Origin of the sequence: Pedobacter sp. (genome assembly GCF_965227205.1) — a bacterium.
Classification (GTDB): domain Bacteria; phylum Bacteroidota; class Bacteroidia; order Sphingobacteriales; family Sphingobacteriaceae; genus Pedobacter.
Map to the genome: position 1 here is coordinate 3,610,909 of NZ_OZ245727.1, position 17,587 is coordinate 3,628,495.

The following is a 17,587-nucleotide window of genomic DNA, read 5'->3' on the forward strand; positions in this document are numbered from 1 at the left end:
TTAGTTTAAAAGTCCTTCGACAGGCTCAGGATGACAATTCAATTTTATGATACAACCTTTTTAATTTCGAAAAAATTACTTTTTAAAAGTTTCTCTTTTAGCTCTTATATACTGATTAGGCCATTCAATATCATCGCCCAAAATCTGTGCTGCATGCGTTGGGAAATAAGCATCTCTTAAAGATTCACGAGCAATAAAAATCAAATCAGCTTTTTCCTGCTGTAAAATTTCTTCTGCCTGATGCGCATCTACAATTACGCCAACAGCGCCTGTGTAAATACCAATTTCGTTGCGGATTTTATCAGCAAAAGGAACCTGATAATTTGGCCCTGCCGGGATAAACGCATCCGGTACATTACCACCCGATGAAGTATCAATTAAATCCACACCTCTATCTTTTAAAACCGCAGCAAGTTGTAAAGAATCATTTTCGTTCCAGCCACCTTCAGTCCAATCGGTAGCAGAAATACGTACAAACAATGGCAGTTCTTGTGGCCAAACAGATTGAACGGCTTCAACTACGTCTATCACTAAACGAATTCTGTTTTCAAAACTTCCGCCATAAATATCTGTACGCTTATTACTTATTGGACTAAAAAATTCGTGTAAAAGGTAGCCATGCGCAGCATGTACTTCCACAATTTTATAACCTGCATCTAAAGCTCGCTTGGCTGCTGCTCTAAATGCAAAAACAATATCCTGAATTTCTTTAATCGACAATTCATGTGGCGGTAATTGTCCAGCTTTAAATGGAATTGGTGATGGCCCAACTATTTGCCAGCTGTTTTCGCCTTCGGCGATTTGCTCTCCACCATTCCAAGGTAATTCGCAACTTGCTTTTCTTCCAGCATGAGCCAGTTGAATACCTGCAATTGCTCCGTTTTCATGAATAAATGAAACGATTTGCTTTAATTTATCTAAGTGTTCATCTTTCCAGATACCTAAATCGGCATGGGTAATTCTACCTTCTGGAAGAACAGCCGTAGCTTCCTGAATAACTAATCCGGCACCACCAACTGCTCTGCTTCCTAAATGTACCAGATGCCAATCGTTGGCAAAACCATCAATAGCCGAATACTGGCACATTGGAGAGATTACGATTCTATTTTTTAAGGTTACATCCTTTAATTTTAAAGGAGAAAATAATTTAGACATGTGTAGTTAGATTTTATCACAAAGAACGGAAAGTTTTTAACAAGGCAGAATTAAGTATTCAAATCCTCCATTAAAATTTTTCCGTTTCTTTAAATATATGATGGATTAGAAACCTGCATTATTTAATTCTGTATTGATGAATTGAATCTCCTCGGCACTTAATTTCACATTTATAGCTTGCGCATTTTGTTTTGATTGTTCAGCATTTCTTGCGCCAGCTAAAGCTATCGTTATCCCCGGACGTTCAACTGTCCAACGCAAAACCAGTTGAGATAATGTTGCATTTTTTTCATCAGCCAAAGGCTTAATTTTTGCTAAAAAAGCATTTGTTTTTTCTATACTTTCTGGTGTGAAAAAAGGATTTCCCTGACGATGATCGCCCGCTTCAAACTGATGATCTGATTTTAATTTCCCGGTTAACAATCCTCTTTCCATCGGACTGTAAGCTAAAACAGCTTTGTTTTTTTCTATGCAATATGGCACAGTTTCATCTTCTACGCTGCGATTTACCATACTAAAAGGAATCTGATTAGAAACAATTTCCAAAGTTTTATCCGCCTCTTTTAATTCCTCGACATTATAATTACATACACCAGCGTAACGCACTTTTCCTTGCTCAATTAATCTGCTAACTGCTTCAAAGGTTTCGCTAATTGGAGTAGTTGTATCCGGCCAATGAATTTGGTATAAATCAATATAGTCTGTTCCTAATCTTTTTAACGATTGTTCGCATTCGTAAATCACACTTTCTTTGCCTGCAAATTTGTAAATGTCAATTTCCTTACCAGAATTATCTTTACTCTTGAAACCGAAATCGCCTTTGGCTAAATCCCAGCGCATTCCAAATTTGGTAACAATTTGAAGTTTATCTCTGGAAATTCCTTTAATAGCATCGCCAACAATTTCCTCGCTATCACCTTGTCCGTAAATTGGCGCAGTATCAATAGAAGTTACACCTAAATCGTATGATGCTTTAATCGCCTCAATTGCATCGTTTCTATCTGTACTCCCCCACATCCAGCCACCGGCTGCCCAAGCACCAAAAGTAATTACCGAAAGTTCTAAATCTGAATTTCCAATTTTTCTGTATTCCATATTATTTCTTTAAAATTTTATCAACCGCATAACTATTGTGCGGAAGGTATGCCAATAACACTGATAAAAATGCGATATGAATAAGTTGTGATGGCAAAGCATCCCAATTTTCTATCATGGTAGTTCCAAAAATTAAAGCGAGGGTTACCAAACCAGCAAGCAATAATCCTTGTTTGGTAAACAAACCGATTACGATCATTAAGCCTGCGGCAAATTCTAAAATCGGTAGTGCATAACTAAAAGGAAGCACCAATACATCAGGTAAAAAAGATTTTGAAAACTGCCCAGTCATCCATTTGCTAAAACCATCAAGCTTTGGCAGGCGAACCAAGCCATGTCCGAAAAAGCTTAAATCGATTGCTAATCTGCTTAACAGATATGCCCATTTTTTATCCATAGAAACATGTTATCATACAAACATACAATTGGCAAACGCCTGATGTTTGATTGCAACAAAGATTAAACCCACATTTTACATAAACCTTATAAAGCTCCATTTTGAAAAAAAATCAAAAATAATTTGGTGAATTCAAATGAACATCATACTTTAGTGTATTATTTAACTAATACAGTAGATATGATTAAAATTAACAATCTAAATTTTGGTTACAGCAAGCATAAACCATTATTTAAAAATATGAGCATGCAGTTAAGCAATGGCCATATTTACGGTTTGCTTGGAAAAAACGGTGCTGGAAAATCAACACTTTTAAAAAACTTGGCTGGTTTAGTTTATGCACAAAGTGGTACACTTGATGTAATGGGTTTTAACCCTGCAAAGCGCCAACCTCAGTTATTAGAGCAAATTTGTTTTATTCCAGAGGAATTATACTTACCAGCTGTTAAGATAGACGCTTATCTAAAAGCGAATGCTCCTTTCTACAAAAATTTCAATCATCAGTATTTCGATTCGTTGATTAAAGAATTTGATATTCCGGCAGGTAATAAACTTATAAATATGAGTTATGGGCAGAAAAAGAAATTCATCATTGCGTTTGGTTTGGCAACCGAAGCAAAGCTGATTATTATGGATGAACCTACGAATGGGCTAGATATTCCATCAAAAGCACAGTTTAGAAAAATAATGGCTTCTGCCTTAACGGATGATAAATGCATTATCATCTCTACACATCAGGTTAGAGATTTGGATAATCTTATTGATACGGTAATTATGCTTGATGATAATGATGTAGCATTAATGGCATCTGTACAGGAAATTACGGAAAAGTTAACATTTAAAAAAGTTAAGGAAGTTGATGAGAGCGTTTTTTATGCAGAACCGTCTTTATCAGGCTTTAATGCCGTAATGCCAAATTACCACAATGAGGATAGCAGATTAGATATGGAATTATTGTTTAATGCAATCCTTGCAGAAAAAATCAAATTTAAACCATTATTCAACTAGGAGATGAACAATACATTTAACATAAACCGATTCGGGCTTTTATTGAAAAGACAGTGGTTAGATTTTGGAAAAATCTATCTAATCAGCCTTCTCGTTATTGCTGGCGTTCTTATTGCATCTTATGCATTTAATACGAATGTGCCTAGAAGGATTCAATATCTTGATGCACAGAACTACTTTAATATGAATTTTAGGATACCAGTATTTTTAATTGTTGGTATGCTTTTTATCAGCATTGTTGCCAGTACTTATTTTGCCTATCTGGGGCAAAAATCAAAAGCAATAATGGATTTGTTAATACCAGCATCAGTTTTTGAAAAGTTTTTGGCTGGCATTTTTTACACAGGAATTGTAAGTATTATTAGTTATCTCGTAATTTTCTATTTAACAGATATTAGTTACACAGCTTATATAAATTCGCAAATAGATGCTTTAAAGGCCACTAGTTCAACAATATTAGAAGTTAAAGGGGCAAGAACTTTCTTAACAGAAATAGCACCATCACAAGAAGTTTTCAATTACTTTTTTGCTATGCCTTTCTTACTAACCAGTATTTATTTGTTAGGGTCGATATACTTTAATCGTTTTCACTATATAAAAACAACAGTTTCAGTTATGATATTTTCTGGCGTGGCGATGTACATCATCAGTGAGGTTTCACAATTAATCACAAAAAATATGGTAATGGTAAATCACTCCTATAGAAATGATAAAAGTGATATGCTAATAATTTTCCTCCTGATTACTATTCTTTTAACATTAGTAGTTTGGACAATAGCCTACGTTCGCCTTAAAGAAAAAGAGGTTTAATTTTTAATTGCTACAATATGGAATTTAGAGATAATAAGGCAATATACCTTCAAATAGCAGATTATGTTTGCGAACATATTTTGTTAGGAAAATGGAAAGCCGACGAAAAAGTACCTTCGGTAAGGGAGCTGGCTGTAGAAATGGAAGTTAATCCAAATACAGTTATGAGAACTTACGAATTACTTCAAAATAAAAGCATTATAAACAATAAAAGAGGCATTGGTTTTTTTATTGATGAACATGCAATTGATAATGTAAAAAATTATCGAAAAGTACAGTTTATAGATGATGAACTACCTGTGGTTTTCAGAAATATCTATTTACTAAACATTGGTTTTGATGAACTGCAAGCCAAATATGAATCATTTGTTAAAGAAAATTTTAACGCTTAAAACATGAAAACAAGTAATAAATTATTAATCGCCTTAGCCGTTTCGCTTATTATAATACCAATTATTGTAATTGCTGTAAATGTTAAAATAAATTACAAAAACGAAAAGGCTTTCTATAAAAATTTAAAGGGAAATACAGACCTTAAATCAGAACTGGATGGATACACAGTTAAAGAATTACCAGATTTTTCATCAGTTAATTTAAATGACGGAAATGATAGTTACGTTAATTTTGTTGTTGTAAACAGCGATAAATCAGGCATCAAAATTCCGAGCGATTTAACCGAGATGTATGATATTAAAGTTGACAATAACAATACGCTTCAAATCAACTTAAAAAATTCAGACAAGAAACTTAAATATTCTTTAACGGCCTACATTTACTCTAGCAGCGCCAAGAACTTTAATATTTCTAGAGCAGCAGGATTTACTTTAGATATTAAAACAGACACCATCACAGTGAATGCAAAAAATGTAAATCGTTTAAATTTTCAGGAATTAACTGCTATAAATTATCTAAAAATAAATACAGATAAGGTTGGAGATTTAAATTTTAGCAACACTAAAATCAATAACATCAATATTTATTTGAACAATTCAAATTTTAGGAGTTTAAAATCGATATTTCAATCGGTAAATATAAATTCTGTTGGTAAATCGAACATCGAAATTTATGGCGATGAAAGAGACAAAACAAAATATCAAATCAACAGTTTAGCGATTAAAACCACTGGAATAACAGAGTTGAATATTGATTTTGTTAAAGTTGCTCAATCTACAGGCAGTTTATCAGATTCGACAAGAATTAGTGGTTCTGCATCTATCCTTAAATCAATGCTTAAAAACTAATATGAAAACGCTATTTATTTTTGTATCCCTTGTTGTTTTTGGTTTAACTGTTCAGGCACAAACCTTTTCTAATGAAATGAAAAAAGCTTTTAAAAGTGATGATCCCGAAATACTTTTAACTGAACTGAAAACGCAAAACCAATCTATAGAATCTTGCTTTCTGTTAGAAGATAAACCATACTCATTGCTAACAATAAGTATAAAATCATCATCCAATAAAATCTTTGAAACATTAATTAAGCAGAAAATAAATTTAAACAAAATCTGCGATGATAAAAGTGCGTTAATGTCTGCAGCTAAATATGGCATGCTTGATATGGCAAAAGCCCTTGTTAAAGCTGGTGCAAATCCAGCTCTACAAAACAATGAGCATAAAACTGCATTGGATTATGCAAAAAAGTATGACAAAATAGAATTAGTAGAATTTTTGTCGAGCCTTATAACAAAATAAAAACCAACCTCAGTAGGTTTTATGTATTAAAATTCTGCATAAAACTTACTGATTTTTTTATATCATTAGCCAAGATTCTATCAGCATCATTAAAAGTAACCACACTACGATAAGCAGTCCAAATTTCTTCAATTTTTTGCGATGACTTTAAAGGTCTTCTCAAATCCAAAGCTTGGCAAGCTGTTAAAAGTTCAATAGCCAGAATATTTTCTAGATTATTAACTATACGCAAACATTTGGTGGCTCCGTTTGCACCCATACTTACATGGTCTTCTTGTCCGTTGCTACTCACAATACTATCTACCGATGATGGCGTACAAAGTTGTTTATTCTCGCTAACTATTGATGCGGCAGTATATTGAGCAATCATTAATCCAGAATTTAAGCCGGCATTTTTAACCAGAAATGGAGGTAATCCCCGTTGTCCTGATATTAATTGAAAAACCCGCCTTTCGGATATTGAACCAAGTTCTGCCAATGCGATACACAGAAAATCCAAACTTAAAGCCAGCGGTTGCCCATGGAAGTTTCCGGCAGAAATAATTCTATCCTCATCAGGAAAAACATTCGGGTTATCCGTTACCGAATTAACTTCGGTTTCAAAAACCGATGTGATGTAATTGATGCTGTCTTTACTAGCGCCATGCACTTGAGGCACACATCTAAACGAGTACGGATCTTGGGTTTGTTTTCCCTCCTGCTTAATAATTTCGCTACCTGATAAATAATTACTTATAAACTCTGCAGTATCAATTTGTCCTTTGTGCGGCCTAATTTGATGGCTTAATGCATCAAAAGGGTCAATTCTACAATCAAAAGCATCAATGGAAATTGCGGCAATTTTATCAGCCCACTGAACCAACTTATTTGTCTTAATTAGAATGTGAATCCCATATGCACTCATAAACTGAGTACCATTTATTAAAGCTAAACCTTCTTTAGACTGCAAAGCCAATGGTTGCCAGTTTAATTTTTTGTTAAGTTCTGCGGTTCTAATTTTCTCGCCTTCGTAAATAACTTCACCTTCGCCAATAAGAGGTAAAGCCAAATGTGCGAGTGGTGCTAAATCTCCAGATGCACCCAACGAACCCTGTGTATAAACAACCGGGAATATATTATGTGTATAAAAATCTACTAAACGTTGTACGGTTTCTATAGAAATGGCCGAAAAACCATAACTCAAAGACTGGATTTTCAAAAGCAACATTAACTTTACAATTTCGTTAGGCACTTCTGCCCCGGTTCCACATGCGTGAGAAAGCAATAAATTATGCTGTAAACTTGTTAAATGTTCTTGTTCTATCTTTACGTTTTGCAAATAACCAAAGCCGGTGTTAATACCGTAAACAGGCTCATTATTAAGCTTTAATTTATTATCAAGATAACTTCTGCATTTATTAATTCTATCCTTTGCAACATCGCTTAATGCTATAGAATAGTTACCTGTAATTATTTCTGAAATGGATTTTAAGCTTAAAGGTTTATCACCTATGTAGAAAACGGGCATGGTTTTTAGTCTATTTGGTCGGCTCAAAAATATAAATTAAGTCTGTTAGCAAATTACATTGCTTCAAAATATTTTAAACATGAAAAAACTCTTACTTTTTATAGCACTTACTACCCTTTCGTTAACAGCAACTTACGCACAAAAAATAGATACATTATCTATAAATCTAGAAAACGTAAAATATCCTTATGCGATAAAATATTTGCCTTTGAATATTGACGGGCAAGACATAAAAATGGCTTACATGGACGTTGCACCAACCATCACCCCAAACGGCAGAACGATAATGCTTTTCCATGGCAAAAATTTTGGTGGTTATTACTGGGGGAACGTAATCAGAGCACTTACTGGCGTTGGTTTTAGAGTAATTGCTCCAGATCAAATCGGTTTTGGGCGTTCTTCTAAACCAATAATAAATTATACGTTTGAACAACTTGTAAACTGGAATAAAAAATTGCTGGATACTTTAGGAATTCAAAAGACATCAATATTGGGACACAGTATGGGCGGGATGCTTGCTACAAGATTTGCGTTGATGTATCCTGAAAGAATGGACAAATTGCTTTTGGAAAATCCGATTGGCTTAGAAGATTACAAAACTTTTGTACCGCCATCAACCGTTGAAGAACAATACCAGCGAGAATTGAAAAATACTGCAGAAAGCATTCGCCAATATTACAGAACCTCTTATTTTACCGTTTGGAAACCTGATTACGAATACCTGGTAAATATTGGCGCAGGTGTAACCTTTAGTGCAGATTTTCCCAAATATGCAAAAGTTGCAGCATTAACTTATAATATGATCTACAACCAACCTGTGGTTGATGAATTTCGTAACCTGAAAGTTCCAACGATTTTATTTATTGGTAAAGATGATAAAACCATCGTTGGAAAAGGCCTGCTTAATGCCGACCAGCAAGCAATTCATGGTTTGTACAGGTTTTTGGGTAAAAATACAGCTTTGAAAATCCCAGGTTCAAAAATTGTTGAATTTGATGCTTGCGGGCATATTCCGCACATAGAAATTACAACAGAATTTTTAGTTGCACTTACCGGAAGTTTGTAAAAATTTAGTTTATTTCTTTCCCGGTGATTTTAGTAATGCCTTCAAGGTCAAAATCAGTTTCAGCACCTGCAGCTTTCATTTTACCGTAAAGTTCTAATCTGGTATGGCTACTTAAAATCATTCCGGTGGTTAAGTCAACTTGCGCATCTCCCATATTTAAACCTTTTAAATCTGTTTGCATTTTTGCACCTAAACTCTCAAAATCTCCTTTTGATATAAGATTTCCTTTGATAGTTAAAACCGCAACATTACCTTTCACCTCTTTCAAAGTGTAGGTAACTGTAGATTCAATTGGCATCGTAATATTCAGTTTTGAAGAAATTGTCCAACTATCACCTATTTTTACTGGCTTTTCCGGGAAAATTTTCAATGCCGATTCCATTGTTTGTTTAATAACTTCTGCATTAAATTGTTTTGCAAGCGATGCTTTAACAGCTTTAATTTGGGCAGTATCAGTAGTCATTTTGGTAACCATATCGTTAACCATTTTATCTACGCCCGAAACAGATTTTATACTTCCAGTCGGACTGATTAACATATTAAAACTGGCATTCTTTAAACCTGCAAATGGGTTTGGCTTTCCCGCTTCTTCAGTATCTGAATCTAAAATCAACTCATTGCCCATCCCTGCAGATTTTATTTTGATGCGGTTATAAACAACTTTTATATTTTTATCTAAGGCTTTAGCTTCGGTAATTTCAAATGTATAATCTGTACCAACGTTTTGGATGTAGTTAGATTCCTTTCCATCAGCTTTCTGACCAATAATCTGATCGGAATTTATGGTATATGCATATTTTTTCCCTACCGGAAAAGCTTGCTTTAGCAAGTATGTTTTTTGAGCAAAAGCACTTGTAGCAATTAAAAAACAGGTTAGTGTAGTTAGAAATTTCATAGATATTTAATCTTGTCAATATTTTTTACTTTGCTGGTTTTTGGGCAAAAATTCTACTAAGTTGAAGATACAATTCCGGATGCTTATCTTTAAACAAATCTGGCTTTTCGAAGAAATATTCAGAAACTACTGCAAAAAACTCAGCTTCATTTGTTATTGCATAAGGATTGATATCTGATTTATTATCTTCTATCCTTTCAATTTCTTCACGCATCATTTTTACCCAAGGCAAAGTATATTCATGCGCCATCAGGTTTTCAGGAACGCCATCTGTAGCACCATCAGATTTATCTAACAAATGCACAAATTCATGGATGGCTGTATTTTCTTTGCCCGCACTTTTGGAAAAGCCATGCCTAAGCGCCGAACGCGATAAAATCATTTGCCCGTTCATGTATCCACTTCCAACCATTCCCATAATATTTCTTTCGCCACCTTCAAACTGAAAATCTTTGTTAAAAGTATCAGGATATAGCAAAACGCTACTTAAGTTTTTATATTGCCAATCGTTAAAACCAAATATTGGAATAACCGCACTCGATGCAATAAGCAGTTCATCCAAAGTAGTCAGTTCTAATTCTACTCCTTCAATTCTTACAGAGGCAAAAAACTCTGCCACTTTTTGCTCAAAGCGAAGCTTGTTTGGCTTATCTAACTTTTGATAATAAGAAACGTAGTCGTTTAAAATCTGCTTATCAACTTCGGTTAAAGGCTCAATTTTGGGTTTTTTCTTCCGGAGGATGAAATAAAGTGCAAGTAAAAAAATCGGTATCAGGTATGCGTATGGTAGCGAGTTCATAAAACTTAAAGCTTAGCTTTCTAAAATTTCTAACTGAATTAAAACATCTTCACATTTTACAGGATAAGGAATATTAGTTGTTATCGATTGATAAACAGCTTCAAAAAGTGGCAAATAACTTCCAATTTCTGAAGGGATAATTTCTTCAGTTTTATTGCCTTCAGCATCAATTGTGGTTAATAAACCTTCTTTGCCTTTTGCTTCTATTCCGTAACCTTCGTCAGTTAATTTCATGCCTGAAAGCAATTGTTCTTCCTGGCTATCGGTACGGTCTTTAATAAAACTACCATTTACACCATGCAAAACAAATGCAGCCTGCGGATTTACAACCAACATACTTGAGGTTACAAAAACGTTAACACTGTTCTCGTAATTTAGCTGGATGGTAAAATAATCATCAACCAAAGTATCTTTTCTATTTTTGCCTAAAGTTTTGTGGTAAGAAACAGGTTTACCAAATAGGCTGATTACCTGATCTAAAAGATGCGGACCTAAATCGTAAAGTAAGCCACTGGCTTCAATTGCTTGTTCTTTAAAAGCTTTTGGTCCGATTACATTTCTGTATCTATCATAACGTAAGTGAAATTCGTTAAGCTTGCCTAATTTACCACTTGCCAAAACTTTTTTTACAGCGGCAAAATCACTATCCCAACGACGGTTTTGGTAGAAGAGAATTTGTTTTCCGACAGAATCTGCTAAATCAAATAAAATTTTAGCTTGTGCAGATGTTGCTGTAAAAGGTTTTTCAACTAAAATATGTTTACCACTTTTTAGGGCAGCTTCTGCATGTTCGTAATGAAGATTATTTGGGGTATTAATTACAACCAACTCAATTTCTGAGTCGTTCAATAATTCATCAACACTGTTGTAGCTTAAAATTTCAGGATAATCTGTAGCTGCCTTTTTTGTATTACGTTCTACAACTGCTTTTAACTTAAAACCGTTATGAGCATTTAGAAAAGGTGCATGAAAAACTTTGCCAGACATTCCATACGCTAATAAACCGGCTGTAATTATTTTATCTTGATTCATATTATTTCGTTATAACTGTAGGTAAAAGTACAATTATCAATTAAGCTTTGTTGTTTAGCCATAACCTTTTTACGTTATCTTTGCAGATATGAAACCATCGGAGATTAATGCCAAGTGGAAAGTTTTACAAGAAAGGATTTCGAAAGAATTTGATTCAGATTTCCCTGATTTGAAAGTAATGCTTTTTTTAATTGGTGTTCAGGAGTTAGGAAAAGGACCAAAAAAATATAGCAAACGCCAAAAAGAAGAGTTAATGCATATTGCAACCTGCAGGCTTTTAAGTGAAATGGATTTCTATGAACTGGAAGGTGTAGACCAGGATGGTTGGCCACATTGGAAATTGATAAAAACGATTCCTCCGTACACAATGCTCGAGCAAGAACTATTAATGAAATCGTTAGTGGTTCGCTATTTCGAAGATATTTATTCTTAATTTTTTTCCGTTGGCTAAAGCCAAACTGCAATGAAATTGCATTAGCCGGTCGTTCACATTGGTTTTTGATGTTTGTCTTTGCCGTTGGTTTCAACCAACGGTTTTTAAATTAAGCACCTAAGGCTTTAGCCAAAATCTGCACTCTGCAAATTTTGATAGTTGCAGATTCCCAGGCCAACTAAACCCGATGGCAGCGGAAATACTTTTTGTTTGCAGGTCTTCGACAGGCTCAGACGGACAATCGCAAAAAGATTGTAACGAATCAGCGGGACTGAACCAAAGCGAAGAAATACTTCAGCATCTTTTCAAAATAATTTGTAAAATCACTAAATCTGTGGAATCAACCCGAAGGAAAAAAGATACAATTAACACGAAGGAAATAACGAATATAATACCTTGCTTTATAGGCAAAAAACTTAAATTTGCGACAACAAAAATCAAATCATAATGAGTTTCAGAATAGAACACGATACCATGGGCGAGGTTCAGGTGCCTGCCGACAAATACTGGGGTGCACAAACCGAACGCTCACGCAACAACTTCAAAATCGGTCCTGAAGGTTCAATGCCTAAAGAAATTATACACGCTTTTGGTTACTTGAAAAAAGCTGCGGCTTTAGCAAATACCGAATTGGGCGTACTTTCTGCAGATAAAGCTGATTTAATTGCTAAAGCTTGCGATGAAATTATTGCTGGTCAGTTAGACGACCAATTTCCATTGGTAATTTGGCAAACTGGTTCTGGTACGCAAAGTAACATGAACGGAAACGAGGTAATTGCAAACCGTGCCCATGTAATTAATGGCGGTGCTTTGGCTGATGATAAAAAAGTGCTTCACCCGAATGATGATGTAAACAAATCGCAATCATCAAACGATACTTACCCAACTGCAATGCATATTGCAGCATATAAATTAACGGTAGAAAATACAATTCCAGGCTTGGAGTTATTGCGTAATGCTTTGGCTACGAAAGTGGAAGAATTTAGCGATATCGTAAAAACTGGCCGTACCCATTTTATGGATGCTACGCCATTAACTTTAGGTCAGGAGTTTTCGGGTTACGTACAACAAATTGATAACAGCATCAGAGCCATTAAAAATGCTTTGGTTATGGTTGCTGAGTTGGCTTTGGGTGGTACAGCTGTTGGTACTGGTTTAAATACACCAAAAGGTTACGATGTTTTGGTTGCGCAAAAAATTGCCGATTTAACAGGTTTACCTTTCGTAACTGCTCCAAATAAATTCGAAGCATTAGCAGCACATGATGCAATGGTTGAACTTTCTGGCGCTTTAAAACGTACTGCAGTTGCTTTAATGAAAGTGGCGAACGATGTACGTATGTTGAGTTCTGGTCCGCGTTGTGGTATCGGCGAAATTGTAATTCCTGATAACGAACCAGGTTCTTCAATTATGCCGGGCAAAGTTAACCCTACACAACCAGAAGCCTTAACAATGGTTTGCGCTCAGGTAATTGGTAACGATGTTGCAGTTTCGGTTGGCGGTATGTCTGGTCATTTCGAATTGAACGTTTTCAAACCTTTAATCGCAGCTAACGTATTACAGTCGGCTCGTTTAATTGGCGATGCTTGTGTTTCTTTCACCGTTAAATGTGCTGAAGGCATTACAGCAAACTTGCCAGAAATTGAGAAACATTTGCAAAACTCTTTAATGTTAGTTACGGCTTTAAATCCTCATGTGGGTTATGAAAACGCAGCTAAAATTGCAAAGAAAGCGCACAAAGAAAATAAAACTTTAAAAGCAGCAGCCGTTGAATTAGGCTTATTAACCAACGAACAGTTCGATGAGTGGGTTCGTCCGGAAGATATGGTTGGAAGTTTGAAATAATATCAGAAAAGCAGGGCCATTCGTGCATCGGTTACGAAAGCCCCGCTTTTTGCTACAAGTTTTTTCAACTTCTGTCATGTTGAGGTACGAAGCATCCCTGCCTGCGGCAGGCAGGTGTTTCATCGTTTGCAGATGCTTCGTGCCTCAGCATGACAAATTAATTTAAGGTTACTGCAATTAAAAAAGCTTTCCGCGTCAATCGGGTTTAGTAAACTTAAACCAGTACTATTAAGAAACAGCTAAAACAAAAAAAATGGATAATTCAATCACTTCAATGCTTTTCAGTTTAGTTTCTTTAATCTCACCGTTGTTTGTTTTTATTGCATCTTGCTATTACATTTCTAAAAATGCAAAAGTCGATGCAATTTTGCTTTTCATTGGTTCGGGAGTTGCCTTGCTTTTAAATATTTTTTATAGCGTTGTAATGCCTTATCTAGTGCAAAATAATGGTATGCCAGTTTCAGAGGTGACTCGGTATTATTCAATTTTAGGCGTAGTAAGCTTTATAGCAGGAATCTGTTTTGCAACAGGCTTATTTCTATTAATTTATAATACAGTAAACGCGAATAAAACCACGAATAATCAATTTCCACCAATTAACAATTAATAGCCAAAAGCTAACAGAATAATTTTTATCTCCAATACAATGCAAGAAAAAATAGGCATCAGGTTTCTTTACATTATCATTTTTGCCTTATCTATATTACAGCTTGCATGTTCCCCTCGTCCTAACATACAAGGCAAAGGTGAAGAATTTATGCAAGGCGTTTGGAACGAAGATTCTGTGGCCTTTAGCGATAAGTTAAATAATTACACCCAACATCATTTCAAAATATCCTGCGATTCTATTTACATCGATTTGTTAACCAAAAGCAAATTAAATTTGTATGAAGACTCATGTTATAACAATGGTATTTGGAAAGAATATGCTAAAGGCGTTTACGCCGTGAAAGGCGATACTTTATTTGTTGGCGCAACATTTACTCACGAAAATTACAAACAAAAAATATCGGGTTGTTACCGAATTGGCCGTTACGACAAAAATTTTCTGATTAAGAAAAAAACAAATGATAGCTTAATTTTAGAAAGCTTAAGCGATCAACGTGAAATTATACTCTCTCTAAAACAAAAAATTACCTGCGTACAAAAAGAATTATAAAATGATAATCAAATCAATCAAAAAGAAACTTGTAACCATTGCAACAATTGGTTTATTGGCTTATTTACCAATTCAGGCAAATGCCTGGGGTATGATTGGACATCGAGTTGTTGGCGAAATTGCCGATAGTTATTTAAAAGCAAAAACTCGTAAAGCCATTCAAGCTATTCTTGGTAATGAAAGCTTAGCAATGTCGGCTAATTGGGGCGATTTTATAAAATCAGACTCCAGCTACAATTACATGTACAACTGGCATTTTGTTAACCTTCCCGGTGGCTTAGATAAACCAGGTGTTTACAATATTTTAGAAACAGAAAAAGCACCTAATCTTTACAACAAAATAATTGAATTAACTGTCGTTTTGAAAAAACCAACTAGCACACTTACTGAAAAGCAATTAGCTTTACGTATGCTGGTACACATGGCTGGAGATTTATGCCAACCAATGCATGTTGCACACAAAGAAGATTTAGGCGGGAATCGTGTATCGGTGTTATGGTTTAACGAAAAATCAAACCTTCACCGCGTTTGGGATGAGCAGTTAATCGAGTATCAACAATTAAGTTACACAGAATATACAAAAGCAATAAATCATCCTTCGGCTGTTCAACTTTATAACTGGCAAAACACAAGCTTAAAAGATTGTATTTACGAATCTTACCAAGTTTGCTCTAAAATTTACGATAAAACAAAACCAGACTCAAAACTTAGCTACCGTTACAACTTTGATTGGGTTGAAACACTTAACGAGCAGTTGCTGAAAGGCGGAGTTCGTTTGGCTAAAATGCTAAATGATATTTATGCTTAATTATCACAATAAATTAAAATCCTTCGAAATGAAGGATTTTTTTTGCTCAAAATTTTAATATTAAAACAAAAAAATGAAAATTTTAATGGTTTGTTTAGGCAATATTTGTCGTTCGCCATTGGCAGAAGGCATCATGCGCCATTTAGTTCATCAACAAAATTTAAACTGGGAAATCGCTTCTGCCGGAACAGGAAACTGGCACATCGGTAAAGCACCAGATAGTAGAAGCATCGCGGCAGCAAAAAATCTTGGTTATGATATTAGTAGTCAGAGAGCCCAGCAATTTAGTCACGATATGTTTGCAAGCTATGATGCGATTTTTGTGATGGACAAGAATAACCTAAAAGATGTACAAAGCCTAGCTAAAACAGACGAAGAGCGTAAAAAGGTAAAATTATTTTTGGATAACGATGAAGTTACAGACCCTTATTGGGATAATACGTTATTTAAGCCTGTTTGTTTGCAAGTTGAAGAAAGATGTAAGGAAATTATCAAACAACTTTCTTAAATTTAAAATCATCAACCTAACCAATTTATATGAAAAAGATTTTCACCTTTTGTGTCATCATTTGCTCAATTATTTTATTTCAAAGTTTTATTACGCAGAAAAAACAAGCAAAAATTTTAGTTTTTTCTAAAACGAAAGGCTTCAGACATAACTCAATAGAAACCGGAAAATTAGCCATTCAGCAACTTGGTTTAAAAAATAATTTTGATGTTGATACTACCGAAAATGCGGATGCTTTCACCGAAGAAAATTTAAAAAAATATGCATCAGTTATTTTTCTTAGCACCACAGGTAATGTTTTGAATGATAAGCAACAAATAGCCTTTGAAAGATACATACAAGCTGGTGGAGGCTTTGTTGGCATACATGCCGCAACGGATACAGAATATGATTGGCCATGGTACGGAAAATTAGTTGGTGCTTATTTTGTTAGCCACCCAGAAGTTCAGGAAGCAAGATTTGTTATCAAAGATAAAAACCATCCATCTACCAAATTCTTTACAGATTCTGTTTGGATGCATAAAGATGAGCTATATAATTTTAAAGATATTAATCCCGATATTAAGGTTTTAATGACAATTGATGAAAGCTCATACAAAGGTGGCAAGAATGGAAAGTTTCATCCTTTTAGCTGGTATCATAATTACGATGGAGGCAGAGCTTTTTACGTATCAATGGGACATACCAAAGAAAGCTGGGGAGAAGAAAAATTCCTCAACCATTTACTTGGTGGTATAAAATACGCTATCGGTAACCAGAAAAGTTTAAATTATAAAAAAGCTACTTCAAAATTCTAATAAACAAAAAAGGGGCTAAACTTAATGAGTTTAGCCCCTTTTCATTTTTGAAATATTTTATATTATTTATCTAAAATAACAACCCCTTTAGCTTCAAAAGCGAGTTCTTTCTTTGGGTCAGTTATCTTGGCAACTTCTTCTGGAGATTTTTTAGCATCTTCTGCGTAGTGACGTAAAGTTTCTACAGATATCGTTTGTTTTTTAGCGATACCATCTAAAACAACGTTTTTACCAACAATATCCATTGGCATAAAGAAAGCATAATCTTTAAAAGTAACACGCATTGGGTCGCCATTTGGCATCTCCAATGTCATCCAGCAACCTTTCTTTTTGCAAACATCAACAACTTTGCCTTCGATTTTCATATCAGCAACTTTTTTATCGCCCATTGCTGCTTCCATTTTAGCTGCCGGCTTAACATCTCCAGGAGTTACACCATCACCGAATTTTTGACCTTTAAAATCAGCTTGAGCAAATGTTAACGCAGTTATTAAGCAAAAACCTAAACTTAGGATAATCTTTTTCATAATAATATTTTTTACAGTGGTTATATTAATAGTTTGTTCCGGTAATTATCTACT

21 protein-coding genes are annotated in these 17,587 nt (G+C 34.8%); 13 read left to right on the plus strand and 8 right to left on the minus strand.

All coding sequences use genetic code 11. The features are described from left to right. Nucleotides 1-75 precede the first annotated feature (75 nt). The 3 genes from ACO05K_RS15535 to ACO05K_RS15545 all read right to left on the minus strand — a co-directional run bounded on the left by ACO05K_RS15535 (nucleotide 76) and on the right by ACO05K_RS15545 (nucleotide 2,647). Entirely contained in the window at nucleotides 76-1,155 is a 1,080-nt protein-coding gene (locus tag ACO05K_RS15535; RefSeq protein ID WP_421945342.1) for an NADH:flavin oxidoreductase/NADH oxidase, read from the minus strand. A 105-nt stretch (nucleotides 1,156-1,260) separates the two neighbouring features. After that, entirely contained in the window at nucleotides 1,261-2,250 is a 990-nt protein-coding gene (locus ACO05K_RS15540; protein WP_421945343.1) for an aldo/keto reductase, read from the minus strand. A gap of 1 nt (nucleotide 2,251) precedes the next feature. Continuing rightward, nucleotides 2,252-2,647 (minus strand): DoxX family protein, encoded by a 396-nt coding sequence (locus ACO05K_RS15545; RefSeq protein WP_421945344.1) that lies wholly within the window; start codon nucleotides 2,645-2,647, stop codon nucleotides 2,252-2,254. A gap of 180 nt (nucleotides 2,648-2,827) precedes the next feature. Between ACO05K_RS15545 and ACO05K_RS15550 the strand changes: the two genes are divergently transcribed. Genes ACO05K_RS15550 through ACO05K_RS15570 form a run of 5 tightly spaced genes read left to right on the plus strand, consistent with a single transcriptional unit; the run spans nucleotide 2,828 to nucleotide 6,157 of the window. Beyond that, entirely contained in the window at nucleotides 2,828-3,655 is an 828-nt protein-coding gene (locus ACO05K_RS15550; RefSeq protein ID WP_421945345.1) for an ATP-binding cassette domain-containing protein, read from the plus strand. A gap of 3 nt (nucleotides 3,656-3,658) precedes the next feature. After that, complete coding sequence (locus ACO05K_RS15555; protein ID WP_421945346.1) at nucleotides 3,659-4,465, plus strand: hypothetical protein; 807 nt, start codon at nucleotides 3,659-3,661, stop codon at nucleotides 4,463-4,465. Between the two features lie 17 nt (nucleotides 4,466-4,482). After that, nucleotides 4,483-4,857 (plus strand): GntR family transcriptional regulator, encoded by a 375-nt coding sequence (locus tag ACO05K_RS15560; RefSeq protein WP_421945347.1) that lies wholly within the window; start codon nucleotides 4,483-4,485, stop codon nucleotides 4,855-4,857. 3 nt (nucleotides 4,858-4,860) lie between these two features. Next, nucleotides 4,861-5,706: a GIN domain-containing protein gene (locus ACO05K_RS15565; protein ID WP_421945348.1), complete on the plus strand. Its 846-nt coding sequence runs from the start codon at nucleotides 4,861-4,863 to the stop codon at nucleotides 5,704-5,706. A 1-nt stretch (nucleotide 5,707) separates the two neighbouring features. After that, nucleotides 5,708-6,157: an ankyrin repeat domain-containing protein gene (locus tag ACO05K_RS15570; RefSeq protein WP_421945349.1), complete on the plus strand. Its 450-nt coding sequence runs from the start codon at nucleotides 5,708-5,710 to the stop codon at nucleotides 6,155-6,157. Nucleotides 6,158-6,176: 19 nt separating this feature from the next. On the opposite strand, the gene hutH is transcribed toward ACO05K_RS15570, so the two are convergent. Beyond that, the gene (hutH, locus tag ACO05K_RS15575) at nucleotides 6,177-7,664 is read right to left on the minus strand and encodes a histidine ammonia-lyase (protein ID WP_421945350.1); all 1,488 of its coding nucleotides are present in this window, start codon (nucleotides 7,662-7,664) and stop codon (nucleotides 6,177-6,179) included. A gap of 79 nt (nucleotides 7,665-7,743) precedes the next feature. Between hutH and ACO05K_RS15580 the strand changes: the two genes are divergently transcribed. After that, nucleotides 7,744-8,730 carry an alpha/beta fold hydrolase gene (locus ACO05K_RS15580; RefSeq protein WP_421945351.1) on the plus strand — a complete coding sequence of 329 codons (987 nt, stop codon included), beginning with the start codon at nucleotides 7,744-7,746 and terminating at the stop codon, nucleotides 8,728-8,730. A gap of 4 nt (nucleotides 8,731-8,734) precedes the next feature. On the opposite strand, the gene ACO05K_RS15585 is transcribed toward ACO05K_RS15580, so the two are convergent. Genes ACO05K_RS15585 through ACO05K_RS15595 form a run of 3 tightly spaced genes read right to left on the minus strand, consistent with a single transcriptional unit; the run spans nucleotide 8,735 to nucleotide 11,456 of the window. Continuing rightward, a complete protein-coding gene (locus ACO05K_RS15585) occupies nucleotides 8,735-9,625 on the minus strand; it encodes a DUF6263 family protein (protein ID WP_421945352.1) in 891 nt (296 codons plus the stop codon). A gap of 25 nt (nucleotides 9,626-9,650) precedes the next feature. Continuing rightward, nucleotides 9,651-10,424, minus strand: coding sequence for a zinc-dependent peptidase (locus ACO05K_RS15590; RefSeq protein WP_421945353.1), 774 nt, complete (start codon nucleotides 10,422-10,424; stop codon nucleotides 9,651-9,653). A 12-nt stretch (nucleotides 10,425-10,436) separates the two neighbouring features. After that, nucleotides 10,437-11,456 carry a Gfo/Idh/MocA family oxidoreductase gene (locus tag ACO05K_RS15595; RefSeq protein WP_421945354.1) on the minus strand — a complete coding sequence of 340 codons (1,020 nt, stop codon included), beginning with the start codon at nucleotides 11,454-11,456 and terminating at the stop codon, nucleotides 10,437-10,439. 88 nt (nucleotides 11,457-11,544) lie between these two features. On the opposite strand from ACO05K_RS15595, the gene ACO05K_RS15600 reads away from it, so the two are divergent. From ACO05K_RS15600 to ACO05K_RS15630, 7 genes are all read left to right on the plus strand, one after another. Then, nucleotides 11,545-11,889 carry a hypothetical protein gene (locus ACO05K_RS15600; RefSeq protein ID WP_421945355.1) on the plus strand — a complete coding sequence of 115 codons (345 nt, stop codon included), beginning with the start codon at nucleotides 11,545-11,547 and terminating at the stop codon, nucleotides 11,887-11,889. 447 nt (nucleotides 11,890-12,336) lie between these two features. Continuing rightward, nucleotides 12,337-13,734: a class II fumarate hydratase gene (gene fumC / locus ACO05K_RS15605; protein ID WP_421945356.1), complete on the plus strand. Its 1,398-nt coding sequence runs from the start codon at nucleotides 12,337-12,339 to the stop codon at nucleotides 13,732-13,734. 253 nt (nucleotides 13,735-13,987) lie between these two features. After that, complete coding sequence (locus ACO05K_RS15610; RefSeq protein ID WP_421945357.1) at nucleotides 13,988-14,341, plus strand: hypothetical protein; 354 nt, start codon at nucleotides 13,988-13,990, stop codon at nucleotides 14,339-14,341. A 39-nt stretch (nucleotides 14,342-14,380) separates the two neighbouring features. After that, nucleotides 14,381-14,893, plus strand: coding sequence for a fumarate hydratase (locus ACO05K_RS15615; protein ID WP_421945358.1), 513 nt, complete (start codon nucleotides 14,381-14,383; stop codon nucleotides 14,891-14,893). Nucleotide 14,894: 1 nt separating this feature from the next. Beyond that, entirely contained in the window at nucleotides 14,895-15,701 is an 807-nt protein-coding gene (locus ACO05K_RS15620; protein ID WP_421945359.1) for a S1/P1 nuclease, read from the plus strand. A 73-nt stretch (nucleotides 15,702-15,774) separates the two neighbouring features. Further along, on the plus strand, nucleotides 15,775-16,209 hold the full coding sequence (locus ACO05K_RS15625) for a low molecular weight protein-tyrosine-phosphatase (protein WP_421945360.1): 435 nt from the start codon (nucleotides 15,775-15,777) through the stop codon (nucleotides 16,207-16,209). 29 nt (nucleotides 16,210-16,238) lie between these two features. Continuing rightward, nucleotides 16,239-17,006, plus strand: coding sequence for a ThuA domain-containing protein (locus tag ACO05K_RS15630; RefSeq protein ID WP_421945361.1), 768 nt, complete (start codon nucleotides 16,239-16,241; stop codon nucleotides 17,004-17,006). A 62-nt stretch (nucleotides 17,007-17,068) separates the two neighbouring features. Here the strand turns inward: ACO05K_RS15630 and ACO05K_RS15635 are convergent, their stop codons facing one another. Beyond that, nucleotides 17,069-17,533, minus strand: a complete 465-nt coding sequence (locus ACO05K_RS15635) for a DUF4920 domain-containing protein (protein WP_421945362.1) — start codon at nucleotides 17,531-17,533, stop codon at nucleotides 17,069-17,071. Between the last annotated feature and the right edge of the window lie 54 nt (nucleotides 17,534-17,587).